Origin of the sequence: Nitratireductor mangrovi (genome assembly GCF_007922615.2) — a bacterium.
Taxonomy (GTDB): Bacteria; Pseudomonadota; Alphaproteobacteria; order Rhizobiales; family Rhizobiaceae; genus Mangrovimarina; species Mangrovimarina mangrovi.
Genome location: NZ_CP042301.2, coordinates 356,446 through 382,768, shown reverse-complemented (window position 1 = coordinate 382,768; position 26,323 = coordinate 356,446). Strand labels below are relative to the sequence as shown.

Genomic DNA, 26,323 nt, shown 5'->3' with positions numbered 1-26,323 from the left:
CACAGTGTAACCTATTGCCGCGTTCGGAACGCAACTTGCCGCGCTCGGGATGCAACGAAGTCCGAGCCGCCACCACAAAAGCCGTCGCCGTTTGACACTTGGACAGAAGTCAACGAGATAGCCCCTGCGGTCTTTCGCGCGTTGCACTAACGCGCGTCCACAGGAGGAGCAAGCGGCCAGTCGTGATGTTCGGGCGGCGGAATGAGAATTGCCCTTTGAGAGGCATCATGACCCAGTACCACCGGTACATCGGCGCTGAGCGGCTTGCACTGGTCGCCAGTGCCGCAGGAAGAGAACCAGAATGAGTGTCCGCGCGCGTCAGGCTACGTCACCAGTCGCCGGAGAACGGCGCGACAACACGCTCAAACAGTACTGGGCGCGCGTTCTGCTTATTATGGCGTATTTCGGCGCGCTGGCCTTCGCGTTCCGCCATTTCATGCTGGTGCAATATGCCGAGGACATGCTTGAGGTTCAGTGGGTCACCACACCGGACACCGATTATCCGGTCCTCATATCCGTCGGACTGGCCTTCGCCGTCGCACTCGTAGCCGCGTCTGGCACGCGCAGGGCAAGAGACGTACTGCTCTTGTTACATGCGGTGGTTCCCGTCCTGCCCATGCTGGTTATCTACGCCTTTCGCGGCGCCCACACGCAATACATGGTTGCCTGCGTTGCCATGTACTTTCTGGTCGTTCTCGTGGCCAAGACGCCGTTCCAGACCGGTCTTGCCCATGTCTCGGGCTATTTCCGCCTCTCTTGGGTACCGCTGCTGGTCGCTATGTTGGCGGCCATTTTCGTTGTGGGGAACATCGCGACCGGAGGTCTGAAGACATTCAATTTCAGCTTTGACGATGTCTACGAGTTTCGACGCGCTGCGCAGGATACCCGCGGCGTTCTGCTCACTTACCTGTCGACCAACCTGGTTGCTTTTTTGATAGGTTTTGGCTGCGTGGTCGCCTTCGCGCGCAGGAACTATCTGTCCCTTGCGGTGATACTAACCCTGAATCTCACTATCTTTGGACTAACGTCGCACAAGTCAAATTTCTTCGCTGGCCTGCTCGCCATCGCCATCTACCTTGTAATGCGGTCTCGGCGGCCATTGAACAAGCTTTTGCTTGGCGCCATAATGCTCTGCGTGGCGAGTGTCCTGATATATTGGATAGACAACGACTTACATCTCGCTGGAACATATTCCGTCCGCAGGATCATGTTTGTCCCCGCGTATATCAATTTCATGTACTATGATTTCTTTTCCCAGAACCCGTTTGTATACTGGTCCGACTCGAAGGTGAGCCTTGGCCTTATCCCCCGATCTTATGATGTGCCCGCTACACAGGTGATTGCCAACCATTTCACCGGCATCGATTTCTCACAACGTGTCGAGCGGTATTCGAACTCCAACACCGGGTGGCTCGGCGCCGGATATGGGCATCTCGGCTTCGCCGGCATGGCAATCTACGCCTTAGTGATCGGAATGCTGATCCGCACCGCCGACGTGCTCGCAGACAAGACCTCGCCGGCAATCGCCGTTGCCAGTCTCGCGTACAGCTACGTCATCGTGCTCTTCTGCTCGGCCGATGTGCCGACCGCATTGCTCACGCACGGGGTTGCGCTTTCGGTCATTTTCGCCGTCCTCCTCATTCCGCTGCGACACTCAGCGACATCCGCAAGGAAGAAGAAGATACGCTCGGACGGCACAGCCGGCAGTCCGGCCCTCAGCCCTGGTTGAAGCGCAGCGTCCGCTGCACGAGATTGTTCCAGTCCAGCAGTTCCGAGGTCGCCCGAACCGCTCCCCCGGCCATGGCTCGGCAGCGCTCCGGATCAAGGATGAGCGGCTCGATTGCTGCGACAAGGCCCTCGGCAGAAATCTCGTTGCCCCTGAGGATGACAATGTTTCCGTGGGCGTTGACGTAGGAAACATCCTGGTTTCCGGTGTCGCCCACGATCAGCGGCAGATGGCATGCGACGGCCTGCAGCCACAGAACCGACTGGCTCGCCGGGAATACCGCGATGTCGGCAGCCTGCATATGCGCAAACATCTCCGGCGCAGCCAGCCATCCCGCGAAATGAATACGCGGCAAGGCCTCGCCGGCCGCTTCTTCGACGACCGCCTTGTAACCCGGATCGTCCGGAGGAAATGCCCCCGCCACCAGCACGTGAACGTCAGGCCGGCCGATGGCGCGGACCGCTCCGGCGAGCAGTTCCAGCCTCTTGCGGCGTTCCAGCTTGCCGCCGGTCACAATGACGAACGCATCGTCAGGGATGCCGTATCGCGCACGGATCTCGCCACGCAGGTTCTGCGCCCGAACCTCTTCCACCAGGTCGACGTCGGCCCCCAACGGCAGCAGTTCCATTTCGTCGCGCGGAACCTTGTATACTTCGTTCAGGAAATCGAACCCTGCGGGTACTATGGGGAAATAGCGGCGGATGTAATGTCGGGCCCTGTCGAGGAAATATTTGCGGATCACGCCGTGGAGTATCTTCAGGGACAGCCAGTTCTTGCCCGAGTTCGAATAGTCGACGTGAAAGTCCATGATCATGGGAACCGTCGGGTTCGCCCGCAGGTAGCGCGCGATCTCCGGAAAATTCGGTGTGATATCATGGACGAAAATCAGGTCGGGCCGTTCTTCGTTCAGCAGTTTGCCAACGCCGCGATAGGCCTTGAGCTTGTTGAGCAGGTTATAGCGGAACGGCAGGCGCACAATCTTGGCGCCAAGATGATGCTCGACCGAGCCCAGAGCGTTCTTGTCATGTCGGCCGGCGTAATAGTCGAACACCGACAGATAGGTCGACGTCACGACGGTCACGTCATGTCCGAATTTCCGATAATATTTGACGAGAAGGTTTTCCTGGAACCCGAGTTCTGCATTGAAGAACTCGCAAATCATCAGGATCTTGAGCTTTCCGCCGGCCGGCCCTTCGGCGCTGCCCTGCGATGCTTGAACTGACATTGATCTAGCCGTTCGCCTGCGGACGGCTGTAGTTGATCAAGACCGCCCGATATTTTCCCTTGAACACGAACAGGCTGCCGGCCGCGGCGCCCGCCGTGCCGATGGCGTCGAGAAGCGCTTGCATGTCCTCGACCTTGCCGGCGCCGCCGACGACGGTCATCGGGATGTCGGTCGCCGCTCGAACCGCTCGTGCAAGATCGATATCGTAGCCTTCCATCATGCCGTCGCGATCGATCGAGTTGATGACGATCTCGCCGGCGCCCAGCGCCTGCGCCTGCGCCGCAAACGCTACCGGGTCGGCGCCTGTCTTCCTTGTGCCGTTGTGGGTCAGAACGGTGTAGCCCTTAAAGGGAAAACGATTCGCCTTGACGTCGAGCACCACCGACACGCTCTGGCGTCCAATGGCAGCCGCGATCTCGGAGATAAGTTCCGGCCGCTCCAGGGCCGCGGCGCTGACGGAAATCTTTTCCACGCCCAGCTTGATGATGCGCTCGGCCTGCTCCGCGGTCCTGATTCCGCCGCCATAGCATAGCGGCATGCGGCTCTCGACGGCGATCTTGCGCAGGAGATCAAAGTCCGGCTCCTGCCCCTTGGATGTCGCGTCGATGTCGAGGAAGCAGAGTTCGTCGACCTGCTTCTCGTTGAATATCTTCACAGCGTTGATGGGATCCCCGACATAGCGTGGCTCACCGAAGCGGCGCGTCTTTACCAGACCGCCATCGTGCAACAGCAGGCACGGGATGATGCGTGGTCTCAACATCGATCAGAGGCTCATGAAATTCTGGAACAGGCGCACCCCGTTGTCATGGCTCTTCTCGGGATGGAACTGGACACCGAAGACGCGACCGTTGCCGACCGCGCAGTGGAACGGCCTGCCATGCTCTGTTACCGCCAGCGCATGCCCCGCGTCGGCGCAGTCGAAATAGTAGCTGTGCAGGAAATAGAAACCGCGCTCGAGGTCGATCCCCTCGAGAAGCGGGTGCGGGCCGGTCGGCTTGATGGCGTTCCAGCCCATATGCGGCACCTTGGACGGACAGTCGATCGTCTGCGGATCAAATCGCCGCACCCGCCCCGGAACGAGGTTAAGCCCCGGCTCGGTTCCCTCGTCACTGGCCTCTGCAAGCACCTGCATTCCAACGCAAATGCCCAGCAGGGCAGCGCCGGCCTGGGTTCTCTCGTGCAGAGCCGCCTCGACGCCCGACCTTCTGAACGACGCCATCGTGTTGTCGAACGCGCCGACCCCCGGCAGGATGATGTGATTGGCTTCCGACAATCCGTCGGGCGTTTGCACCACTGCGTGAGGCAGGTTCGAAAGCCGCAACAGATTGGCGATCGCGGCAATGTTGCCGGAGCCGTAGTCGAGGACGGTGATCATCGCTTTATCGCGCGCTCAATTCCAAGCAGCTTGAGGGCGCGGGCGCCCAGATCGAACCAGTAGTACTGGTTCTTGTAGTCCCGGAAAGTCTTGTTTGGCAACGCGTGATAAGACATCAGCTGATCAGTGGTTATGCCCAGCTTGGAGGCGACGAATGCGATGTCGTGCTCGATGGTCTCGGGATCGTAGGCCGGCTTCTCCAACTCCTTCAGCGCTTCTTCACGCGTCATCTGGCCTGTCAGGATCAGGCTGGAGAACTGCACGCGCCGGGTGTCGTAGCCAAACTTCGTCGGCATCCAGTACGATTCGAAGAAGCGGGTGAAGCGCGACTCGAAATGCTTCTGCGGATAGGCCTCCCATCCGTACTCGTCGGCGAGCGTCTTCTTCGCGATTTCCTTGGTATAGGGAATGTAGTTGAGCATCCTGATCACCTGGATGCCGCGGACATAGCGCAGATAGATCTTGTGCCTGAAGATGTTGCTCAGGGGATAGGTCTTGAGCGGACGCGTCCCGAACTGGCCGTGGATGTCCCGGATCTGGGCCATGTCGGTCCCGTAATATAGCCATTCGAGCGGGTTGCGGACGCATTCGGTCGAGTAGTTGCCGCCGTTGAGGATGTATTTGATGCCATGCTTGTCGGCGAAGTTGTAAAGGGTCGCGATGAAGGCGTGATCCTGCGGAATGTCGATATGCGGCACCGAGGCCTTGAAGAAGGCATGCTGGAAGTCCTTCATCTCCTCCCAATTGATGACTTCCGTATAGAGATCGAGCCCGAGCTTTTCGACCAGCGCCTCGATGTTGTGGACGGCGATGCGTGAGTTCCAGCCGCCGTCGACGTGAAACACCAGGGGCCGCAGCTTGTAGCGGGTGACCGCCATGTGCAGCATGTAGGAACTGTCGAGCCCGCCGCTCAGGCCCAGAATGCTGTCGAACTCCTTGCCTTCGCCTTCCGCGCGGATCCGCGCGACGATGCGCTCGAGTTCGGCATTGCCGCGTTCGTCCGTATGCCAGTTGGGCTCGACGTTCGCCTTGAAGTCGCGGCAATGATCGCAGACGCCGTTGTCGTCGAACTCGATCTTGGCGTCTGACGTGTCCATCACGCAGTTCGTGCATATTTGATAGGGTCGCTTGTCCGCCACCAGTTCTAGCTCCTGATTTTTCGCTGGATCGCGCGCGACCTGCTCATAGGTCTGGCGGCGGTCTCATCGGCACGCATTCGAGGTGAAGCGCGCTGTCCTTCTACTGTCCGAACGATTGTTTTTCCACCCCGTGCCTCATCCGGCTGATCAGTCGCAAAGTTCAGCCTCCAGATGGGCGCGAAAAGTCTTCTGCCTGCCGAGATAGGATGACTTGGTTTCGAAACCGGGCAGGCGCGATATGTATCCGGGCCATTCCATTTCATCGAGCGAGGCGAGGCCCTTGTCAAACTTCCCCTTCTCCGCAACGCAAGCCTCGGTGCGCCCTTCAAACGCTGCAAGGTATGCTTCGGCATAGTGGCGAAGCTGCTCGTGGATCAGGCGGACACGCCGGATTTCCCGAGCGAGCGCCTCCTTGCGGCGCTCCTGTTGGGCGCCTCCGGCGGCAGAATGGCGTTGCAGGCCTTCCTCCGCCCGCTTCAGCATTTCGATCAGCGCCACTAGTCCGGGTCCGGAAGAGCGAAAGGGCTCCACCAGACCGACGCGGATGACAGGAAGGTCGACCGGCGTCCCGTTGAGGAGTGCCTCGGCGAAGCCGGCTATCTCGGCAGAGCCAAGCGGCGGTTCGGCATAGACGATTTCCGACAGCAGGATCAGCGACAGCGAAGACTCCGGCCCAAACATTTCCGCGCGGTGTGACAGTACGACGTCCAGCGCCTCCAGTGCATCGGCAGCGGCTTGATCGCCGCCGAAATAGCGTCTCACGAAGTCCTGGAAGAGCTCTTCGGTACTGTCTCCGTTGAAAGTCATGCGCGAGATCATGCGATTGAGCAGCATCTCGGGAATTGTTTGACGGAGACTGGGGTGCATGTATGCGTAGAAGCTCATGCCAAGATCGTCAAACCGCTCAAGTTCGGCTTGCAGCGTACGGAGGTTGGCAGAAAGCATGCCGGAATAGAGCGAATAGTTGTGGTAGTCGACGATCCCGAACCGTTCGTAACCAAGCGTAGCCACGCTTTGCTCCAGCATCGTCGCGAATTGTCGATTCAGATCGCTCTGGCCGTTGAAGAAGCCGACCCTGTAGCTCCTGACGTTGTTGTAGAATATGTGCAGATAGCCATGCTCGGCGGGCGCCGGCGCCAATTCGGCATTGGCCGACGAAACGTCGTAGGAGCCGTAGTAGCCAATTCCTGCAATGGTGGGCCGGTCATCCCCGACCTCTGCCGCGCGGTCTGGCTGGTCCGCGGCGAGGCGCGTATAGAAAGATAGCAGATCATCGAGCGCGCCGTCCGATCCCTCCGGACGCCGACACGCGCTGTCGACCAGAAGCGCCGGGCTGTCCGATGGCCATATGTTTATGAAGTCATCACCGGAATAGCGGTCCTCGGCCAGTTTGGCGTCAAGTCGCGACCGAAAGAAGTCGACGTAGCCTTCGTCCCCGAAGCACGGATTGCGATAGCTGTGCTTGCCGAACGGGATGGAGTTCGGCGACGCTTTCGAGCCAAACCATTCGGGATGCACCTCGACCAACATGGTCCCGTCCACGGCTTGGTCGGTTGGCGTCAGCGTGGAGATCACATCGTGACCGCCGCCCCACCGCGCGATGGCAAATACTTCCCGCAGTCCCTCTCCATCTCCGAACTCGCCGCCCACCACATTGAAACGGTTGCGGCCCGCCCATAGAAGAAATTCACGGTCGAGCCCCTCGCCGAATGTCCAGAACCCCCTGTGTTCGACACGCGGAGCGACGTGCAGTCGCGCGGGCAGAGCCTGCCAATCGACATGTTCAGGCAGCAGGGTCTGGTTTGGGGAAATGAAGCGAACGCCGAGACGGTCCAGCACCTCGTAGAACCCATAAACCAGCCCGAGCGTCGAGGGTGCGACGACCGCCGCCGACCCATCATCGCTTTCGATGCGAAAGCTCTGGTTCGTCAGGTCCTCGATATCCGACACCGGCCCGTCGAGCGTCAGCTTCAGCCGGAAGCTGCACTCGCTTGAGGTTTCCGCAGGGCCTTTGAAGATGACCGCAGCCTCCCGCTCGAGGAACTGCAGTCGACGCTGGTCGATTTCACTACCATCGCTGAAACCAGCCGGACGCTCCAACGACAGCGTCGTTTCACCTGGCGTGCAGGCGGCGGAAATCGCCGTGTGAGACCAGCCGAGGAAGACACCCAACAGGACCAATACGCCCAGTGCCCGGTTTCCGCGCCCCAGCGGGGACAGAAGTGGCGAACGGTGCTCTCCCGTAGATGTCATGAGCGTGCTGTCTTCCCTTCGGTACCTTGGCCTTAACGCAAGCCTGCTGTCGATGCTACCGCTTTGCCGGCGCGTGCTGCCCGATGTCGCGGATCGTCGCGCCGCGTTCCGGCCATTCCGCAATCCGGCCATCGACCAATCGGCGCGCGGTTTCGATGAGCGCTCGACATGGTTGGCATGCCTTGATAGATGCCACGCGATGCTGCTTGCTCCACGCCCGAAATCGACTTGCGAGTGGTATAGAGCCCGGCGCTGGGAGCCGGCTGTCGGAAGGCAGGGCTGCAGAGATTGGGACCGATAGAGTGACAAAAACAACGACCGTGGATTGTTACAACTGCCATTCTGGAGAGACCGAACCGTTTCTTCGGGAGAACGGCTTCTGGCTGGTACGATGCAAGGGATGCGGCCTGCTTTACATCCGCGAGCGCCCGGATGAAGAGACCATCGAGATCGCGACCGCGATCGGCCAGCATCACGGCGAGCAGGATCTGGACGCCAATGTCCACTACAATCCCGGCGTCAAGGCGGAATATCGTCGATTTCTCCCGGAGATTTTCCCCGACGGGTTCGCGGGCATCGGGTCGTGGCTGGATATCGGCTGCGGGTACGGCGAGTTTATCGAAACGCTGACCGAGCGGTCACATGGCTCGATCGACGTCGTCGGTTCGGAACCGAACGTGACGAAGCAGGCTTCTGCCAAGAAGCGTAACCTCAACGTGGACTATTTCGACCTCGCGACACATCCGCGCCAGTATGACGTCGTATCCCTTTTGAACGTCTACTCCCATCTGCCGAACCCCTATGAGTTCATCAGCGGCCTCAAGCGCGTCATCAAGCCGGGCGGCGAGTTCCTTATCCAGACCGGCAACGCTGCAGACTTCTCTGCCGAAGACATCCTGAAACCGCTCGGCCTCCCCGATCATCTCAGCTTCACATCAGAGTCCATTCTCACGGACATGCTCGAACGCATCGGCTTCAAGGTCGTGTCGGTTCACAAATTTCCCGACCTCCCCATCGAGCCGAAGAAAATTGCCAAGGAAATCGCGAAGTTTATCTTACCGAAGTACAATTCCTATCTCAAATATTACGTAAATTACAGAAAATACAGCGAGTCAAAAATGTTCATTCGCGCCAGGCTGCCCGCCGAAAGCTAGGGAAGCCGTGAAAATCTGCTTGCAGACCGGTTGCTTGATTGCCGGCCACTGATAGTAGACGCCTCGGATTGCCGCCGCACCCCGCCTCATGCGACGAGGAAGTTGTCGTTGGTGAGCGCCAGTCCTGTGGAGAGAGATGCGAACTGGACCTGCACTTGCGCGCCGTTGCCGTCGACGTCGAAGAACAGGCTCCCGGTGCCGGCATTGTAGATGATGCGGTCGTCGGCATCGGCCGCGGCCGCGCCGACGCGAAACGCTGCGGCCGTCAAGGCCCCGGCGGCGAGCCCGGTGAATATGCTCGACGCCAGGCTGATCATGTCGTCCGCGACCACGAAATCGACGATCGTGTCGACATTGCCGGCGCCGAGCGCGGTGTCGAAGATGAAGAGGTCGTCGTCGCCCCCGCCGACCAGGACGTCCGATCCCTCCTTGCCGTTGATCTCGTCATTGCCGGCCAGGCCCTGGATATGGTTGGGTGCGGCGTCGCCGGTCAGGAAGTCGGTCAGCGCGACATTGGTGCCGATCAGGTTCTCGATGCCCGACAGCGTGTCGCCATGCGCGTCACCGCCCAGCGCCGTGCCGTTGGAAAGGTTCACGTTGATGCGCTGCGTCGACGCCGAGTAGTCGGCCGTGTCAACGCCGGTTCCGCCAATCAGCATGTCGGCGGCGCCCAATCCCGCGATCAAATCATCGCCAGCGCCGCCGTCGATGCGGTTGGCGAGATGGTTGCCGGTGAGGAAGTCGGTCAGCGAGGAGTTGGTCCCGACCAGGTTCTCGATCCCCGAAAGCGTATCGCCATGTGCGTCACCGCCCAGCGCCGTGCCGTTGGAAAGGTTCACGTTGATGCGCTGTGTCGACGCCGAATAGTCGGCAGTATCAATGCCGGTTCCGCCGATGAGCTCATCGGCACCGCCAAGCCCTGCAATCAGATCATCGCCGGCAAGACCCTCGATCCGATTGGCAAGATGATTGCCCGTGAGGAAATCGGTCAGCGAGGAGTTGGTCCCGATCAGGTTCTCGATCTCTGCCAGCGTGTCGCCATGCGCGTCACCGCCCAGCGCCGTGCCGCTGGAAAGGTTCACGTTGATGCGCTGCGTCGACGCAGAGTAGTCCGCGGTATCAACGCCGGTTCCGCCCTCCAACTGGTCGGCGCCCGCGCCGCCTATCAGATTGTCGCCGCCAGCTCCGCCGAAAAGCGTGTCGTCGCCGCCTCTTCCGTGCAAATTGTCGGAATCGCCCTCGCCTCTAAGGACGTTGCTGCCGTCGTCGCCGAAAAACGTGTCGGCATGCTGGCTTCCATGAAGGTTTTCTACGGAAACGAACGTGTCACCCGCCGCGTCGCCGACACCTGGGACAGAATTTATCAAATCGGCCGTGACGCTTCCGCCAGCGGTCGCGTAGAGCGCGGTATCGCTACCGCCACCGCCATCGAGAGTATCTGCGCCTGATCCGCCAGTCAGATTGTCGTGGCCGGAGCCTCCGAAAAGCGTATCGTCGCCCTGCCCGCCCTCCAGGGTGTCATGGCCATCGTCGCCGTGGATCTGATCGTCTCCACCATTGCCGACAAGCAGGTTGGCAAGCGTGTTGCCAAAGATCGCATCGCCTGCCTCGCCGGCGTCCACGTTCTCGACGCTGGTGAGGTTGTAAACCACACTTCCGATCATCACTTGCTGAAGCAGCAGGTCGTAGGTTGCCGGGAACGACGACGAACCGCCGGTATCGCGGCCCTGCGCCGTGTCGCTGCCATTGCCGCCATCAAAGGTTACATAGTAGGTTTCGCCCGGCTTCAGGGCGCTGGAAAAATCCAGGATAAGCAGTCTGTCATCCCCCTCGTCACCAAATCCGGTCCCGCCGGCGGTTATGTTGCCCACGTCGGAGATGCCGTTGACTATCAGGCGGATGGTGTCGTTTCCGTCGCCGCCGTGGGCCTCCCAGGCGTTGTTGATGATATCGTTTCCGCCGAAACCGTAGATAATGCTGCCCGTGAAGTCGCCGAGCAGGACATGATCCCAAGCAGCGCCCGAGATTGAATCGTCACCCTCGGTCCCCTCTACGTGGTTTGCATGGTTCAACGTGTCATGCTCGATAGCGCCCACGGAGAACCGGTCCGAGGCCCAGCCCGTCATTCCCGGCTCGTTGCCCGAATTGTTCACTTTCAGCGAGATGATCATGGCGCGCGTGTTCAAGGTCCCGTCGGGATTGTAGCGGTAGCTGATCCAGTCGTCCTCGTAGCCGGCACCGGCAGCGAATTCGATGCTGTCGTTACCGCCTGCCGCGTGGACGAAGCTGTTTCCGCCTGCCTCTATCGTGTCGTCGCCGCCAAAACCCCGCAGTTCGGTCCCGTTCGCACTTGTGGTTATCAAGTCATCCCCCGCCAGGACGAGGTCGCCAACCGTCGGCATCTGGGAGACAATGTCGGCAAGGGCGATCGAAACACCGTCGATGAATGCGTGCTCGACAGATTGTCCGGCATCGAAGTGACGCATCGTTGTCACCGTGCCGCCGGTCGGTTTGCCGTCTGCGAAGGTAAAGCCGGCTCCGTTGAAGAGCGTCAGCGTGCCGTCGAGATTCTCAACCATCACCGCCGTGCTGCTGCTGGTGAGCACGTTCCAGTCGAGGACATCGAGCCAGAACGAACCGGTCGTGCTTGGGTTTGAGGTTTCGACGAAGTTGGCCATGATGTCGGCTCCTCTTGGGCGCGCCGGCCAGAGCGACGCGCACGCGCGGACACACCACCTTGCCCCGAGACGAACGGGAGGTGTTTCTCCGCTGGGAATCGATTGCTGTGTATGCTCTTGAAAAAGCTAGCTTTCGGTACGCCGGGTGGTCAACCGCCGCGAGCTTCGGTATTCCGAAGAGCACGACGCGGTAGCGAGGTTACACATGCTCGACGCGGACATCATCCTCCGCTGCATCGCCGGGCGGAGATCGATCCGCGGCGCGCTGTTTGCGCTGCGCGCAAGAATTCCGGCCTTCGGCGGGTGTCACCTGGCTTACGAATATATGGTCCAGCGGCGCGCCTATGTCCGCAATGACATGATCGCCATGACGACGCTTCCGCAGAAATTCACCAGCCTCTATGCGCCGGCGGGTGGAACCAACACCGACCCGATCATCGACAAGGTCAGTGCCGGTCGGAGCTTCCTGCAGGTGGACCTGCCGGCGGTGATAGCCGACGTGCGATCGAAATATGCCGGCAACCGCTTTTTCGGTGCGTTGATCGAAGACGGCTGCGTATCGCTTGCATCCTACTGCATATCGGGCGCCGCCGGGATCGGCTACGCGGCGCTTACCGTGTTCGAAGACGAGACACAGGCGCGCGGCCGGCCGCCAACCCGCGACATGCTCGCTGTTGCGCGTCACATCCACGCTGGATTCCGTCGCCGGCTTATCGCAGCGCATCTGGACGTGACCGAGCGTGAAGCCATGACGCTCGCCGGCGTCGCCGCCGGCAGAACCGCCGAGGAGATAGGCGGTTTGGAGGGCGTAACCGGCCGGTCGATCGAAATGCGCTTGCAGAAAGTCCGCTCCAAGTTGCGCGCCCGCAGCTCCGCCGAGGCCATCTACAAGGCCGTGGCCTATGGTGTGCTGCCTGTTGATGACGGGGCCGCGGAGCAGCCTCGGCGGCGGGAAACGCTGGGGCCGGATGTTGCTTTGGACAGCGAACAGCGTGACGCCGGATGAGAGGGCCTGCATCGCGGGTGGAGCCAACAGCCTTCGGGCGACGCTCGTGACGTCACACTGGACGACAATCGTCAAGCTCGGCTCGCCGCGCCTGGCATCCGCGGCACTGCGGTTCGCCTCTAGGCTGACGCGTCAGCCGTCTCGCGCGCCTCGGCCAGCACCTCCCCGATCACCTTTGCAGCCAGTTGCATCTCCGCCTCAGTGAGGGTCGGGTGGACGAGGAACATCATGCTCGCCTCACCCAATGCATGCGCGGTCTTAAGCGGCTCCGGCGGCCGCCAGCCGGTGCCTTCGAAGGCACGCTCCAGATAGACCTCCGGGCACGGGCCGTGATAGCAGGGCACGCCGCGGGCGACGATCTCCGACACGATCCTGTCGCGGCTCCAGCCGGGCGCCAGGTTCTCGTCGCGGACATAGGCGTAGACCCGGTAAAAGGCATTGCGCGAGCGGTCATTGCGGCCTTCGCCCGTTCCGGGCAGCATGGGGGCGCGAACCGGCCCATGCTCGTCGGCATGACGCTTCAGCGCAGTCAGCAGCACATTCGCGTTGGCCTCGCGGGCTGCCGACCACTCGTCCAGACGCGCAAGCTGGATGCGCCCGATCGCCGCCTGCATTTCGGTCAGGCGCCAATTGGTGCCGAAGCTTTCGTGGAGCCAGCGGAAACCGGGCGCGTGCTCGCGCTCGTAGACGGCTTCCCAGCTCTTGCCATGGTCCTTGAACGACCACATACGCGACCACAGTTCGCGGTCGTCGGTGGTGACCATGCCGCCCTCGCCGCCCGTGGTGATGATCTTGTCCTGGCAGAAGGACCACGCGCCGGCATGGCCGATCGAACCCACCGGACGCCCCTTGTAGCGGGCGCCATGGGCCTGGGCACAATCCTCGATCACCTTGAAGCCGTGGCGGTCGGCCAGTTCCATAATCGGGTCCATGTCACAGGGCCAGCCCCCGAGATGCACCGGGATGACCGCCTTCGTCCTCGGCGTCAGCACCGCCGCGATCGTCTCGGCGGTCAGGTTGCCGCTCTCGCGATCGACATCCGCGAAAACCGGCGTTGCGCCGATGTTGGCCACGCACGAAACCGAAGCCAGGAAGGTGCGCGGGGTCACCACCACCTCGTCGCCGGGGCCGATGCCGAGCCCCTGCAGTGCCAGGTCTAGCGCCAGCGTGCCATTGGCCAGCGCAATCGCATGCGCCGTGCCGCACCATTCGGCAAATTCGCGCTCGAACATGCGGCACTCGTCGCCGGTCCAGTAATTCACACGGCCGGAGCGCAGGACACGCGCGACCGCCTCGATTTCTTCCTCGGAATAGACCGGCCAGGGGGAAAAGGGTGTGTTGAGCAAGGCCTCAATCCATCATTGTTTCGTCATGGTCCCGTCAGGGGCCTGGCCGGCACGCCGACATAAGTGATCGCGTCGGGCAGATCCGATACGACGGCGGCGCCAACGCCGACAACGGCGTCGTCGGCAATCGTGATGCCCTGGCGAACCGAGCAGCCGGTTCCGAGCCAGGCGCGGGCGCCGACCGTCACGCCGCCCGAAAGCGTGGCCCCCGGCGCGATATGGCAGGCGGCCCCGATAGCACAGTCATGATCGATGCGGGCTCCGGTATTGAGGATCGTGGCATCGCCGATCGAAGCCCCGACATTGACGACCGCCAGGGCCGCGACGAACACCCCTTCCCCCAGCCGGGCATTGGGGCTGATCACCGCCGTCGGATGCACGATGGCCGGCTGGGCAAAGCCGGCATCGCGAAGCGACTGGAAGAGCTTCTGCCTGACGCCGTTGTGGCCGACGGCGGCAATGGCCATGGGCCAGTCCGACGCCAGTTCGCCCAGCATCGTCAGCGGGCCAAGGACGGGAAAGGGCAGGTCCGCACCGGTCGCCGGCGCGTCGTCGAGAAAGGCGATGCGTTCATAGCCGCAGAGCGCTGCGACGTCCGCCACCACGCGGCCATGGCCACCGCTTCCGAGGACGAGAAGCGGCCCGCTCATCGGCGCCCGTCCGGACCGTTGCCGGAGCCCGAGCCGCTGCCGGCGAAGCGCGGCATGGTCGCCTCGCCATCCGCCGATATTCCCGAGCGTTGCAAAACCCCTCTGACCGTCAGGGCCAGAATCTTCAGGTCGAGCCAGAAGTTCCGGTTGTCGACATACCATACGTCGTAGGCGAATTTCTGCTCCCAACTCAGTGCGTTGCGGCCATTGACCTGCGCCCAGCCGGTTAGGCCCGGCCTGACATCATGCCGGCGCGCCTGCTCGGGCGAGTAGAGCGGCAGATATTCCATCAGCAACGGCCGCGGTCCGACGAGGCTCATCTCGCCCTTCAGCACGTTCCACAGTTCCGGCAGTTCGTCGAGGCTGGTCGAGCGCAGGAAGCGGCCGAACGGCGTCAGCCGCTCGGCGTCCGGCAACAGTTCGCCGTCGGCGCCGCGTGCGTCGAGCATGGTCCTGAACTTCAACATGCGGAAGGGGCGTGCATCCTTGCCCGGCCGAAGCTGGGCGAAGAACACCGGGCTGCCGAGCCGCCAGCGCACAAGGACGGCCAGCGACGCGAGAACGGGAGAAAAAGCGATCAGGACGGATGCCGAGATCGCGATGTCGAAAAGCCGCTTCATGCCGGTTTGAACATCTCGTCCGCGTGCCCTGCCGCCCGCGTTGGAGCGGCAGCGCGGCATATTTATCCACTCCCTACAACGCCGTCTCATACTGGCGCAAGGTCTTATGGTTCAGGACACGGCAATGGAAAACACGCCCAATCTCCATCTTCCGCACATCATGCCGTCGCAGGCACAAAAGCATGTCACCCACAATGAGGCGCTCGTGGCGCTCGACGCCGTGGTGCAACTCGCGGTCATCGACCGGGCCCTGGCCGCCCCGCCCGGTGATCCCGCGGAGGGCGACCGTCATATCGTCGGCGACAGCGCCACCGATGCCTGGGAGGGCAAAGAGGGCAAGGTCGCCGCTTTCCAGGACGGCGCGTGGGCGTTCTACCAGCCCCGCGACGGCTGGCTTGCCTGGGTCATCGACGAGGCGCGGCTTTGCTACTGGACTGGCTCGGCCTGGGCCGACGTTGCCGACGCGATCACCGCCCTTCAGAACCTCGCCCTGCTCGGGGTCGGCACTACGGCAGACGCGACAAACCCGTTCTCCGCCAGGCTCAACAAGGCGCTCTGGACGGCCAAGACCGTCGCCGAAGGCGGCGATGGCGATCTGCGCTGCACCATGAACAAGGAAAGCGCCGCCGACGTGCTGTCGCTCCTGTTGCAGACAAACTGGTCCGGCCGTGCCGAGATCGGGCTGGTCGGCGACGACGAACTGACGATCAAGGTCTCGCCGGACGGCTCGGACTGGAAGGAGGCGCTCCGCGCAGACGGCCAGACCGGCCGGCTTTCCTTCCCCAACACCAACCTTCTCTCCGACTTCGCGGTCAGCCTGCTCCCCGACAGCGGCCGCTTCGCCGGAAACGCAGCCAAGACAAACACCGTCGGCGCGTTTTCCCTGCCCGCCTACCTTACCCTCTATAACAGTTCGACGGCCGCCGACGCTGGCAAGTTCATCAGCGACAACAACGACTATGGCGGCAGCCAGGGCACCCTGCCGGCCACGGTCAAGGATTTGATCGACAGCATTCGCAGCCCGGCCCATCGCCGCCACGGGGTCGAATTCCGAGTGGCGGAAATCACCATGGGGTCGGGGACGGCATCGACGCCGATCAGCGTTGAAGCGACGAACTACTATCTCAGCGCACTGCCGAGCTTCGGCCCGATGGTTCCGGCCATGACCTTCCATGCCTATATCCGCGCAATTGATGCTGCCGTGCTATGGTCCCGGCAGTCGGGGCAGACACTGATCGTCGACGGTGTCGCCGGGACGGAGCATGCGCTCATCGCGCCGGCGGACGGCTGGGTGTCGGTTACTGTCCAGCACCGGACGGACCCTTATCTCAGCGTAGGGTACCAGCCGAATCTGTGGTCCATCTACGCCGCAGCATCCGGGCATCGCTACCAGCTCGCCTGCCTGGCACTGATGGGCGGCATCACAAGAGTGGACGACAACATCGGCGTCATCGCCGGCGTCAACCGCTGGCTGCCGTAAGTCCGCGTTCCTCCCTCTGCCGCTCTCCCTCGGCCACCCACGCGACCCAGCGGTCGGCAAGCATGGCGCGCGAAAACTGCGTGCGCGCCAGCGCCGCCGCGTTTTCGCCCATCCGCTTCAGGGCACGGCGGTCGCCGGCCGCCTGCTCCAGCGCGTCGGCGAAGGCAGCCGGATCGTCCGGGGGCACCGCGAAACCGCATTGGTGTTCCGTCAGCATGCCGGCCAGCCAGCCGGGGTAGTTGTTGAGCACCGGCAGCCCGGCCGCGATATAGTCGAAAAACTTGTTGGGAGAGGTGCCGTAATAGAACGCCGGTACATTGGCCAGGCATTGCATGCCGAGATCGGCGGCGGCCAGCAGCCCCGCGAGGCGCGCCTTGTCGACAGGCGCGTGGAAGACGACGTTGTCGAGCCCCTCGCGCGCGGCGCGCTCCTCCAGGCCCGGCTTCTGCTGACCGCTGCCCACGAGCACCAGCCGGATGTCGTCACGCCCACGCCGCTTGAGCACGCCGGCCGCGTCGAGCACGGCGCCGAGGCCGTTGGCCATGCCGTGAGTGCCGGTGAAGACCGCCATCAGGTCCGTCTCCCCGACTCCCTCGGGCCGCCAGGGCTCAAGATCGGAACCGGTAAAGATGTCGAGATCGCAACCGTTCGGCACCAGCGCGATGCGGTCCCGCGCCACGCCCCGTCCCGCGATACCGTCGGAAATGCCGGGCGACAGCGCTACGCAGCGGTGTGCGGAACGATAGGATGCCCACTCCAGCGCCGACAACAGCCACAGAACGACCGGGTTCGTTATCACCTTCATTGCGCGGGGGAGCTCGGGCCACAGATCGCGCACCTCGAACACAAAGGGCTTGCCGCGCAACCAGCGCGCCGCGATGCCGGGGATACCGGCGGTGAGCGGTGTGGTCGTGGCAAAGGCCAGGTCATAACGCTCGGTCAGCACCAGCCGGATACTGCCCAGCGCAAACTTCGCGAACGACCAGCTGCGCTTCAGAAACCCGTCGGCGTTGGAATAGGCGAGATCGAATTCGATCACGCGGATGCCATCGACCATGCCCTCGCGGCGCCCGCGCCGGAACGGCCCATCAAGCCCGGTCTGGCCGACGCCATAGCTGCCGCACACCATCGTGACTTCGTGTCCGCGGCGCAGCAAGGCACGCGCCATCTCGTAGGACCGGATTCCTGCCGCGCCCCGTGGTGTCGAAAAATGCTGGTGAAAATAAAGGACATGCATCGTCGCGTGAGCCCAGACCTGGCGTTTTCGCTGAGGCGGGCTGCGAAAGATGCCGAATGGTGCAACCAGCCCGAAACGGAGGCCGGTTTCACCGAAGGCGCGGTACATGTCAAACGAAAGCGGACGATATTCTTCGTTTCCTTGCCGACGCGATGAGCGGCCTTGCCGTTGCTCGCGCCGGCGTCATGACATCTCGCACCTAAAGCGGGCGGCCATCATGGACAATGCCCAAGCGGCGGACTAGATAGGCCTCGGAATCAGACCGTCGGGGCAGGTGGGAGCCACTATGGCCAACTTCCGTATCGTTTCTTTTCGCCGGGTGCGGAAGCAGGTGCCTGCTTGAGAAAGGTTCTCGTTATTTTCGGCACCCGCCCAGAGGCGATCAAGATGGCTCCGGTGGTGCAGGAACTCTCGCGCAGCGACAAGCTCAGCGTGCGCGTCTGCGTGACCGCACAGCACCGGCAGATGCTCGACCAGGTACTCGAACTCTTCGATATCCGGCCCGACCATGATCTCGATCTGATGAAGCCGAACCAGACGCTGGACGCGGTGACCGCTGGCGTTTTGACCGGCATCGGCAAGGTGCTCGACGAGGAACGACCCGATGTCGTGCTCGTGCATGGCGATACCACCACGACGCTGGCCGCCTCCCTTGCCGCCTTCTATCGTCGGCTGCCGCTCGGCCATGTCGAGGCCGGTCTGCGCTCCGGCAATCTGATGGCGCCCTGGCCGGAAGAAATGAACCGCCGGGTGGCCACGCTCGCAACACGTTTCCATTTCGCGCCGACCGAGACTTCGAAAGCCAATCTGCTGCGCGAAGGAGTTCCCGAGGCTCATATTCATGTCACCGGCAACACCGTGATCGACGCCTTGCTGGAGACAGCCGGGAAGACCCGCGAGCCGGAGCGGCGCTCCGAACTCGACGCCCGGTTCCCATATCTCGAAGAGGGCAAGCGGCTGGTGCTGGTCACCGGCCACCGGCGGGAAAATTTCGGCGCCGGTTTCGAGAACATATGCAATGCGCTGCGTGACATCGCGCGCGCTCACCCCGTCCAGATCGTCTATCCGGTTCATCCCAATCCCAGTGTGCGTGAGCCGGTGGAAAGACTTCTTGGCGGCAATGACGCGATCCATCTCATCGACCCGCTCGACTATGAGCCGTTCGTGCATCTGATGGACCGCGCTCATCTCATCATCACCGATTCCGGCGGCGTGCAGGAGGAAGCGCCATCGCTCGGGAAGCCGATCCTGGTGATGCGGGAAACGACAGAACGTCCGGAGGCCGTGGACGCCGGCACCGTCATCCTCGTCGGCACCGATCGCGGCCGGATCGTGGACGAGACGTCACGGCTCCTTACAGACCAGAACCACTACGGCCGCATGGCGCAGGCCATCAACCCCTACGGCGACGGCAAGGCCGCCGGCCGCATCAGGAAGATCGTGGAAGAGGAATTGGCATGAGTTCGGCCCCCATCGGAAAGATCTGTGTTCTGGGCCTTGGCTATATCGGACTTCCCACCGCTTCCGTGATCGCCTCGCGCGGGGTCGACGTGGTGGGTGTCGACGTCAAGCAGGATGTCGTCGACTGCATCAATCGCGGCGAGATTCACATCGTCGAGCCTGACCTCGAGGGCGTTACCGCAAGCGCGGTGCACCGGGGGCACCTGCGCGCTTCAACCGAACCGGAGCCGGCGGACGCCTTCGTGATCGCGGTGCCGACGCCTTTCCACGACGGTAAGGCCGAACTCGGCTATGTCTGGTCGGCCGCACGTGCGATCGCGCCCCATTTGCGCCCCGGCACGCTCGTGGTCCTGGAATCCACATCGCCGCCCGGCACCACCGATCAGATGACCCGGATTCTGGCCGAGTCCCGTCCTGACCTTCGTTTCCCGGCCCGTGACGGGAACGGGCCAGTCGACGTCAACATCGCCTATTGCCCGGAACGTGTGCTGCCCGGCCGGGTATTGACGGAACTGATCGACAACAGCCGCGTGATCGGCGGCATCAGCGCGGCGTGCTCGGACCGCGCCAAGGCGCTCTACCGCATCTTCTGCCGCGGCGACCTGCACGTGACCGACGCGCGCACGGCGGAAATGTGCAAGCTGACCGAGAACGCCTTCCGCGATGTCAATATCGCCTTCGCCAACGAGCTTTCGCGTGTCTGCGATACGATAGGCATCAATGTCTGGGAACTGATCAGGCTCGCCAACCAGCACCCGCGGGTCAACATCCTGCAGCCCGGCCCAGGAGTGGGCGGACACTGCATCGCGGTAGACCCCTGGTTCATCGTCGAGGCGGCACCCGACGCCACGCCGCTGATCCGCACCGCCCGCCAGGTCAATGACGACAAGCCCAAACGTGTGCTCGGCATGGTCAGGGAGGCGCTGGAAGCCACCCGGGCAGCGACTGGCCGACGGCCGACCGTCGCCCTATTGGGCCTTGCCTTCAAGGCCGACGTCGACGATCTGCGCGAAAGCCCCGCGCTTGCGATCGCCGAGACCGTGGCCTCATGGAACGATTGCGAAACCCTGGTCTCCGAGCCCAACATCGAGGACCTTCCCGCCTCCCTCTCGGGCATGGAGGGGGTGCGCTTCGTCACCGACATCGATCAGACCGTTGCGGCCGCGGACATCGTGGTGATGCTCGTCAACCACCGGCCCTATCTCGCCATCGAGCGCGAAAGCCTCGCATCGAAGACGATCATCGACACGCGCGGGGTCTGGGCCTGACGAGGCTCCGCCGGCCGAGTTCAGAAGGCGATGCGGGTTTTCAGGACGGCGGGCACCGTCGTCTCCACCTCGAGCACCGGAAGTGGAGTCTTCTGCAGATAGTGCTCCGATTCGAAACCTTCCGATAGCTCGATGCGGCGGACCGGCTGGTCCGACGACACGGTCAGGGTAAAGCGGCCGTTGGTCACCGCCATTCCCTCCAGATTCCAGTCGCCGGGCATCAGACGCCAGCGAAGGACTGCCCTTTCGGCGCTGCCTTCAAGCCGATCGCGGCAGACAAGGCTGGCGTCTGCAAGCCATACCGTGCGGTGGTGCGATGCGCCCCAGCGGTCGCGATAGCCGGCTGACGCGCTAACAATGCCGGCGTCTTCGGAGATTCTCGCCACGTCGCGCGCCTTGAGCCAGGAACCGAACAGAAAACGCCCCAGCCGGGGCATCTGGTCGCGCCCGTCGAAGGCGACCGTGTTGTGCGCTGCCGTGCCGGGGAAGTAGGCCGTATCCTCGTCCGAAGCGTTGTAGCTGTAGGTGCCGGCGTCCCTGAGCAGATTGTCGCCGCCGACCCAGAGGTCGAGGTGCAGCGCGTCCGCCTGGCTGGGCCGGAACCGGAAGCGCGGATAACGCAGATAGGCGACGGTTGCGCCCTTCCGCAGGACGTGCAGGCCGCCGTCGTCAAAACTGATACTTCCCGGCTCGGGCAGCGCGCGCCCGTCGGTCTCCGTCCCCAGCCAGATGAGGGGCTGGTCCCAGGCGCCCTCCTCCTGCCAGGCCCGCGCGCGCGAGAAGAGGACCGAAGCCAGTTGAACGCTCGGGCGGAAATCACGGTAGTCGGTATCGGTCAGTGCGATCAGCCGGGCCCCGTCGTTGGCGCCGAGGTTCGGCGCGCCACCGGTGGCAGATTCCGTCATCTGCCGAAGCCATTCGGTCGCCGCGGCAAGGCGCTCCACCAGTGTGCGCGAGAAGTCCGGCAGGCCCGCCTGGCGGCGCCACACTTCCGCCAGGCAGTATGTGTCGAGCATGACGCGATGGTAGACGACCGAATACTGGCTGAACGTCCCGTCAGGTTCGATGAGTTGCCGGGCGCGGTCTTCGAGCCAGCGCCGCCCCGTCGCGGCCCACTGCGCGGCGCGGACATCACCGAGCCGTTCAAGCCAGGAGCCTCCGATGAAGAGCGCCGCGGCCTCCGAGGTGCCGTGATTGTTCTGCTGGCCGATCGCGTAGCCCATGGTCGGCGCGATACGAGCGAGATGTAGCCGCAGCATTGTGACGAGACCGGCAAGCGGCCGCTCGACCTGGCCCAGGATCAGTGCCGCGAGCGCCAGGTGCATGACACGGATCGAGGCCTCCTGGCCGCATTTCCAGTTGGCGCCCTCGTAGGGCGGGTTCGCTGACGCCCAATCTGCCAGCCATGCGTTCAGCCGATCGAGTTCACCGGCATCGCCGGCTGCGGCCCTTTGCGCCATGGCGATCAGCCAGTCGAGGCGGGACGCTTCCCACACCGTCTTGATGTCGCCGACGGCAGGGTCGAAGTCGGGAATGCGCGACCAGTGGCGTTCCGAATGGGCTTTCACGCCAGGCCGGAACGGATTTGCGTGCCAATCAGGCGGTCCATCGAGCGCAAACTCGTGGAAGCCGAAATAGAGCGCCGTTTTGCGCCAGCTTTCGCGCGCTACCGCGCATTCCGGCGCCCGCCGGCGCGGCATATCGAAAAAGGGCCCGGACGGGACATCCGCCTTGAGCTTCAGGACCGGATGCAACCCCGCGCGCAGGCCGAGCCGGTAAGTCGCGACGCGCGCGATGTTGGCCGGGCCGAGCGCGGCCAGCGTGGCGATCCGGTCGAGCCGACTCATACCTGCGACCGCAGCATCCCGGCAGCTTCAATGGTGACCCGGGCCACCTCGAAGAGTTCCGAAGTTGGAATCGGAGCCGGGCCGCCGGTTTCAACCGCCTTGAGGAAGGCGGCGGCACAATCCTTCTGGCCCTTGTCCTGGCGCCAAAGCGCCTGCTTGCGGAAGCCGGGCCATCCGAAGCCGCGCAATTTGAGGAAGTTGTCGAGTTGCAGCGTGCCGCCCGCGGCAAAGACCTCGACGCGTTCCTTCGGGAACGAGGCGCCGCCATTGGCCAGGTAGTGGATGGTGCCGAAAGAACCGTCGGCGAAACCGAGCGTGAGCGACGCCTTGTCCTCGGTGACCGCGACGGCATCGTTGTCGCCCATGCGCCGCGCCTCGACCGAGACGATCGCGGCGCCGGCCAGATGGCGCATCAGGTCGATATAGTGGCAGGCCTCGCCGATGATGCGGCCGCCGCCCACATCCGGGTCCTGCGTCCAGTGGTCGGCGGGAATGGCGCCCGCATTCATGACCATGACAAAGGCCTTCGGCTCGCGCACGGCATTGAGCAGCCGCTTCATGGTGACCACTTGGGGCGCGAAACGGCGGTTGAAGCCGACCATGAGCTGCGCGCCGGATTCGGCATGGGCCGCCTTGATCTCGTCGAGTTCCTCCAGCGTCAGGGCAAGCGGCTTTTCCACGAACACGTGCTTGCCCGCCTTCAGTGCTTCCTTGGTAAAACGCGCATGCGTGTCGTGCCGGGTCACGATCGCCACCGTATTGACCGCCGGGTCGGCGATCAGCGCGCCCGCGTCGGAGGTCGCGTTGCGAAAGCCGGCGCGCCTGCCGTGCACGACACCGCTGGTGCCGCCGGAACTGGCGAGCGTGTGAAGGTCGGCGCCCGCGGCACGGAAGGCGGGGATCAGCATGCGCGATGCATAGTTGCCGGCTCCGATGAAGCCGACCACGGGCCTGGCGCCCTCCCCCGTCCTGGCCCCGGGAACATCGGCGCTGCGCAGCGCGACGGTCGCCGAATGACGCGCCTCGACGTCGTGCCCGTAGGTCAGGACAATGCCGAGCGCGCTCTTGTCGGAAGCGAGCGTCTCGTAGGCGGCCGGCGCGTCCTCGAAGCTGTGGCGGTGGGTGACGAGCGGCCGGGTGTCCAGCCGGCCGTCGGCCAGCATGTCGAGCACGGCCACGAAATTGCGCTGCTGGGTCCACCGCACGAAACCGACGGGGTAATCGTGGCCGCGGTCTTCGTAATCGGGGTCATAGCGACCCGGTCCGTAGGAGCAGGAGACCTGGAAGCTCAGCTCCTTCTCGTAAAACTCGGCGCGATTGAGCTCCAGTCCCGTCACGCCTACCAGCACGATCCGTCCGCGCTTGCGGCACATGCGGGCCGCCTGCGAAATCGGATCGCTCGACTTGGTCGAAGCGGTAACGATGACCCCGTCGACACCAACGCCGCGGCTGAACGCCATGCCGGCCGCGACCGGATCCTCGCCTGCGCTCAGATCGCAGGTCTCGGCCCCGAAACGCCGCGCCAGGGCAAGCTTGCCGGCGTCAAAATCCACCGCCAGGACGCGGCAACCGTGAGCCCTCAGCAGTTGCACCGTCAACAGCCCGATCAGCCCGACGCCGGAAACAACGAACGCCTCGCCGAGCGTTGGCTCGGCGAGGCGGATACCCTGCAGGCCGATGCTGGCGACGACGGTGAAGGCGGCCGCCTCATCGTCCACGGCGTCCGGGATGCGCGCGACCAAATTGCGCGGAACGCAGACGACGTCGGCATGCGCGCCGTTGGAGACCACGCGGTCGCCCGGCGTGAAGCCTTCCACGCCGGCGCCCGCCTCACGCACCCGGCCGACATTGCAATAGCCGAGCGGAATCGGCTGGCCGAGCTTGGAGCGCACGGCCTCGACCGTGGTCAACAGACCGTCCGTACGGGCCTTCTGCAGCACCTGCGCCACTTTCTCGGGCTGCTGCCGCGCCTTGGCGACCAGTCCGGCACGGCCGAAGTCGACCAGCATGCGCTCCGTGCCGGTCGAGATCAGCGAGGTGGCGGTGTCGATCAGCACGTGGCCGGCGCGGGCACGTGGCGCTGGCGCTTCGACAAGCTCGGTTTTGCCGGAGGAAAGGTCCTGGAGAATCTGTTTCATGTATGGATTGTCCGTCTGGGCGCTTCAGCGCGAAGCGAGCGACTGTTGCCGATCCGAATGTCCGCGAACCGGGGTGTCTTCTGTTTCGGGCCAACCTCTGAAGACCGCCAGCGGACGTGCCCACCAGGATCTGAGGCTGGCTCGCGCCGGGCTGCAGGTCTTGCCGCTTGGTCGACAACACACACACCGGCAACCAAACAAAGCGATGGAATACGATGCCGATCGCGTCTAGAAGACCCCCATCTTGAAGTCAACTTTTCCGAACCCGCACGCTCTCCCGCCCCGCCGGCTCTTCTTGCCTCTGTCATGAATCGATCATTTCTCGCGAAGTACTTTGCCCTGGCGCTCGGAGGCTCGGAGCGGTTCCGCAGGAATTTCCTCAGCATCGCCTCCGCCAATGTCGCCGCACAGCTGATCGCAATCGTCTTCCTTCCCATTCTGACCCGCCTGTTCTCACCCGACGATTTCGGCATTTTGGCGATCTACACGGCGAGCCAGAGCGTGCTCCTCGCCGTTTCGACGGGGCGCTTCGAATGGCTGGTGCCCAACGCCGGCAGCGCATCGCGTGTCGCCGCCCTCATTTCACTCGCCTTCGTCGCGCTCGGCATTACACTCGTGCTTCTGCTTGGGGCCGCCCTGCTCTTCAAGACCCAGATCACCGCCCTGATCGGATTTCCGGCAGAAAGCAGTCGTCTTCTCCTCTTACTGCTCGCCGTCGGCGTTATGGCTGGGGGGTTGCAACTGATCTTCCAGAGTTGGCACGTCTATCTGGCCGATCTGAAGACCATGAGCCATTCGAAGCTCGCGCAAGCCGCCGTGACGCTCGTCTCGAGCCTCGGATCGGGGATCGCCGGCGCCGGCAGCACCGGCCTCGTTGCCAGCTATGTGGCGGGTTTCTGGACCGCGGTCGTCATGCTGCTTCGCGGTCAGCGCGACCTGCTTCGGCACCTGCGCGCCATGACGCAGGCTCGCCTCCGGGTGACCTTCCGGCGATTTCGCGGCCCGGTCGCTGCCGCCTTGGCGCTTGGCGTTGTCAATGTGCTGATGGCGATGAGCCCGATCATCCTGCTATCGAGGCATTACGACGAGACGATCGTCGGCTGGTATTCACTGGTTTTTCGCATTGCGACGGCGCCGGTCACTCTCGTGACGACAGGCCTCGTCCACAGCTTCTGGGCCGACGCTGCCGATCTGGCCAAGACCGATCCCTTGAAACTGCGCTCGTTTTACCTGCAGTCGATCGGCCGGCTGTCTTTGCTCGGGCTGGTCGCGGTTCCGGTCTTCATCGCCGGCCCGCTCTATATCGGTCCGATATTCGGCGCGGAATGGTACGGCGCGGGCGCGCTCTTGGCGGCGGTCACGCCGTATCTCTTTGCGCTCATCGTCTTCAACCCCACGACGCATCTGATCGTCTACGGCAAGCAGCTCTGGCAGCTTGGATGCGATGCTGCAACGCTTGCGGCGGTCTGGTTGGTCTTCATGCTTTTGGCCCGGTCGGGTGCAGAGGCATGGCAGGCGATCCTGGGCGCAAGCCTGACCCTCCTGTCGGGCTACATGCTGCGAGCCTGGCTGCATCTGAAGGCGAACAAAGTCCAGGTTGCGAAATTCTCCCGAGAAAAATCAAACGTGGCATAAGCCCCCGGGCGCCTCATACCAGCAGGCAAAAGGTGGACAGACCTTTCGCCATGGTCTATCGGCGGATGACCTCCAAGATTGTGAC

General features: G+C 63.2%; 19 protein-coding genes. 7 read left to right on the top strand and 12 right to left on the bottom strand.

The window, feature by feature from the left end:
* Positions 1-301: 301 nt before the first annotated feature.
* A complete protein-coding gene (locus FQ775_RS01790; protein WP_146298852.1) occupies positions 302-1,729 on the top strand; it encodes an oligosaccharide repeat unit polymerase in 1,428 nt (475 codons plus the stop codon).
* Here the strand turns inward: FQ775_RS01790 and FQ775_RS01785 are convergent.
* The 5 genes from FQ775_RS01785 to FQ775_RS01765 all read right to left on the bottom strand — a co-directional run bounded on the left by FQ775_RS01785 (position 1,716) and on the right by FQ775_RS01765 (position 7,637).
* Positions 1,716-2,951 carry a glycosyltransferase family 4 protein gene (locus tag FQ775_RS01785; RefSeq protein WP_146298853.1) on the bottom strand — a complete coding sequence of 412 codons (1,236 nt, stop codon included), beginning with the start codon at positions 2,949-2,951 and terminating at the stop codon, positions 1,716-1,718. The genes FQ775_RS01790 and FQ775_RS01785 overlap by 14 nt on opposite strands.
* A gap of 4 nt (positions 2,952-2,955) precedes the next feature.
* The gene (locus FQ775_RS01780; RefSeq protein ID WP_146298854.1) at positions 2,956-3,711 is read right to left on the bottom strand and encodes an AglZ/HisF2 family acetamidino modification protein; all 756 of its coding nucleotides are present in this window, start codon (positions 3,709-3,711) and stop codon (positions 2,956-2,958) included.
* Positions 3,712-3,714: 3 nt separating this feature from the next.
* Positions 3,715-4,326 (bottom strand): imidazole glycerol phosphate synthase subunit HisH, encoded by a 612-nt coding sequence (hisH, locus tag FQ775_RS01775; RefSeq protein ID WP_146298855.1) that lies wholly within the window; start codon positions 4,324-4,326, stop codon positions 3,715-3,717.
* Entirely contained in the window at positions 4,323-5,465 is a 1,143-nt protein-coding gene (locus tag FQ775_RS01770; RefSeq protein ID WP_256378207.1) for an N-acetyl sugar amidotransferase, read from the bottom strand. Before FQ775_RS01770 ends, hisH begins: the two co-directional genes overlap by 4 nt.
* Positions 5,466-5,612: 147 nt before the next feature.
* Positions 5,613-7,637 (bottom strand): hypothetical protein, encoded by a 2,025-nt coding sequence (locus tag FQ775_RS01765; protein ID WP_146298857.1) that lies wholly within the window; start codon positions 7,635-7,637, stop codon positions 5,613-5,615.
* A 383-nt stretch (positions 7,638-8,020) separates the two neighbouring features.
* Between FQ775_RS01765 and FQ775_RS01760 the strand changes: the two genes are divergently transcribed.
* Positions 8,021-8,872 (top strand): class I SAM-dependent methyltransferase, encoded by an 852-nt coding sequence (locus FQ775_RS01760; RefSeq protein ID WP_167812730.1) that lies wholly within the window; start codon positions 8,021-8,023, stop codon positions 8,870-8,872.
* Positions 8,873-8,958: 86 nt separating this feature from the next.
* Here the strand turns inward: FQ775_RS01760 and FQ775_RS01755 are convergent, their stop codons facing one another.
* Entirely contained in the window at positions 8,959-11,550 is a 2,592-nt protein-coding gene (locus FQ775_RS01755) for a calcium-binding protein (RefSeq protein WP_167812729.1), read from the bottom strand.
* Between the two features lie 205 nt (positions 11,551-11,755).
* On the opposite strand from FQ775_RS01755, the gene FQ775_RS01750 reads away from it, so the two are divergent.
* Positions 11,756-12,556, top strand: coding sequence for a LuxR C-terminal-related transcriptional regulator (locus FQ775_RS01750; protein ID WP_146299257.1), 801 nt, complete (start codon positions 11,756-11,758; stop codon positions 12,554-12,556).
* Positions 12,557-12,675: 119 nt separating this feature from the next.
* On the opposite strand, the gene FQ775_RS01745 is transcribed toward FQ775_RS01750, so the two are convergent.
* The 3 genes from FQ775_RS01745 to FQ775_RS01735 are packed head-to-tail and all read right to left on the bottom strand — an operon-like array spanning position 12,676 to position 15,172.
* Positions 12,676-13,902, bottom strand: coding sequence for a DegT/DnrJ/EryC1/StrS family aminotransferase (locus FQ775_RS01745; protein WP_146299258.1), 1,227 nt, complete (start codon positions 13,900-13,902; stop codon positions 12,676-12,678).
* Between the two features lie 23 nt (positions 13,903-13,925).
* Complete coding sequence (locus tag FQ775_RS01740; protein ID WP_146299259.1) at positions 13,926-14,552, bottom strand: acetyltransferase; 627 nt, start codon at positions 14,550-14,552, stop codon at positions 13,926-13,928.
* Positions 14,549-15,172, bottom strand: coding sequence for a sugar transferase (locus FQ775_RS01735; RefSeq protein WP_146299260.1), 624 nt, complete (start codon positions 15,170-15,172; stop codon positions 14,549-14,551). Before FQ775_RS01735 ends, FQ775_RS01740 begins: the two co-directional genes overlap by 4 nt.
* A gap of 124 nt (positions 15,173-15,296) precedes the next feature.
* On the opposite strand from FQ775_RS01735, the gene FQ775_RS01730 reads away from it, so the two are divergent.
* Positions 15,297-16,652 (top strand): DUF2793 domain-containing protein, encoded by a 1,356-nt coding sequence (locus tag FQ775_RS01730; RefSeq protein ID WP_167812728.1) that lies wholly within the window; start codon positions 15,297-15,299, stop codon positions 16,650-16,652.
* On the opposite strand, the gene FQ775_RS01725 is transcribed toward FQ775_RS01730, so the two are convergent.
* The gene (locus FQ775_RS01725; RefSeq protein ID WP_206064818.1) at positions 16,633-17,820 is read right to left on the bottom strand and encodes a glycosyltransferase family 4 protein; all 1,188 of its coding nucleotides are present in this window, start codon (positions 17,818-17,820) and stop codon (positions 16,633-16,635) included. The genes FQ775_RS01730 and FQ775_RS01725 overlap by 20 nt on opposite strands.
* A gap of 408 nt (positions 17,821-18,228) precedes the next feature.
* On the opposite strand from FQ775_RS01725, the gene wecB reads away from it, so the two are divergent.
* Both wecB and wecC read left to right on the top strand, forming a co-directional pair.
* Positions 18,229-19,350 (top strand): non-hydrolyzing UDP-N-acetylglucosamine 2-epimerase, encoded by a 1,122-nt coding sequence (wecB, locus tag FQ775_RS01720; RefSeq protein ID WP_146299193.1) that lies wholly within the window; start codon positions 18,229-18,231, stop codon positions 19,348-19,350.
* A complete protein-coding gene (gene wecC / locus FQ775_RS01715) occupies positions 19,347-20,618 on the top strand; it encodes a UDP-N-acetyl-D-mannosamine dehydrogenase (protein ID WP_146299192.1) in 1,272 nt (423 codons plus the stop codon). Before wecB ends, wecC begins: the two co-directional genes overlap by 4 nt.
* A 20-nt stretch (positions 20,619-20,638) precedes the next feature.
* Here the strand turns inward: wecC and FQ775_RS01710 are convergent, their stop codons facing one another.
* Together FQ775_RS01710 and FQ775_RS01705 are read right to left on the bottom strand one after the other, a co-directional pair.
* Positions 20,639-22,465: a heparinase II/III family protein gene (locus FQ775_RS01710; RefSeq protein ID WP_146299191.1), complete on the bottom strand. Its 1,827-nt coding sequence runs from the start codon at positions 22,463-22,465 to the stop codon at positions 20,639-20,641.
* Positions 22,462-24,603 (bottom strand): bi-domain-containing oxidoreductase, encoded by a 2,142-nt coding sequence (locus tag FQ775_RS01705; RefSeq protein ID WP_146299190.1) that lies wholly within the window; start codon positions 24,601-24,603, stop codon positions 22,462-22,464. The genes FQ775_RS01710 and FQ775_RS01705 overlap by 4 nt, the downstream gene beginning before the upstream one ends.
* On the opposite strand from FQ775_RS01705, the gene FQ775_RS01700 reads away from it, so the two are divergent.
* On the top strand, positions 24,523-26,238 hold the full coding sequence (locus FQ775_RS01700) for a lipopolysaccharide biosynthesis protein (RefSeq protein ID WP_146299189.1): 1,716 nt from the start codon (positions 24,523-24,525) through the stop codon (positions 26,236-26,238). The genes FQ775_RS01705 and FQ775_RS01700 overlap by 81 nt on opposite strands.
* Positions 26,239-26,323: the final 85 nt, after the last annotated feature.

Bases quoted from the DNA above. Each gene is read 5' to 3' on its own strand.
- FQ775_RS01790 (WP_146298852.1), top strand. From the start codon at position 302: ATGAGTGTCCGCGCGCGTCAGGCTACGTCACCAGTCGCCGGAGAACGG.
- FQ775_RS01785 (WP_146298853.1), bottom strand. From the start codon at position 2,951: ATGTCAGTTCAAGCATCGCAGGGCAGCGCCGAAGGGCCGGCCGGCGGA.
- FQ775_RS01780 (WP_146298854.1), bottom strand. From the start codon at position 3,711: ATGTTGAGACCACGCATCATCCCGTGCCTGCTGTTGCACGATGGCGGT.
- hisH (WP_146298855.1), bottom strand. From the start codon at position 4,326: ATGATCACCGTCCTCGACTACGGCTCCGGCAACATTGCCGCGATCGCC.
- FQ775_RS01755 (WP_167812729.1), bottom strand. From the start codon at position 11,550: ATGGCCAACTTCGTCGAAACCTCAAACCCAAGCACGACCGGTTCGTTC.
- FQ775_RS01750 (WP_146299257.1), top strand. From the start codon at position 11,756: ATGCTCGACGCGGACATCATCCTCCGCTGCATCGCCGGGCGGAGATCG.
- FQ775_RS01740 (WP_146299259.1), bottom strand. From the start codon at position 14,552: ATGAGCGGGCCGCTTCTCGTCCTCGGAAGCGGTGGCCATGGCCGCGTG.
- FQ775_RS01735 (WP_146299260.1), bottom strand. From the start codon at position 15,172: ATGAAGCGGCTTTTCGACATCGCGATCTCGGCATCCGTCCTGATCGCT.
- FQ775_RS01730 (WP_167812728.1), top strand. From the start codon at position 15,297: ATGGAAAACACGCCCAATCTCCATCTTCCGCACATCATGCCGTCGCAG.
- FQ775_RS01725 (WP_206064818.1), bottom strand. From the start codon at position 17,820: ATGGCGCGTGCCTTGCTGCGCCGCGGACACGAAGTCACGATGGTGTGC.
- wecC (WP_146299192.1), top strand. From the start codon at position 19,347: ATGAGTTCGGCCCCCATCGGAAAGATCTGTGTTCTGGGCCTTGGCTAT.
- FQ775_RS01710 (WP_146299191.1), bottom strand. From the start codon at position 22,465: ATGAGTCGGCTCGACCGGATCGCCACGCTGGCCGCGCTCGGCCCGGCC.
- FQ775_RS01705 (WP_146299190.1), bottom strand. From the start codon at position 24,603: ATGAAACAGATTCTCCAGGACCTTTCCTCCGGCAAAACCGAGCTTGTC.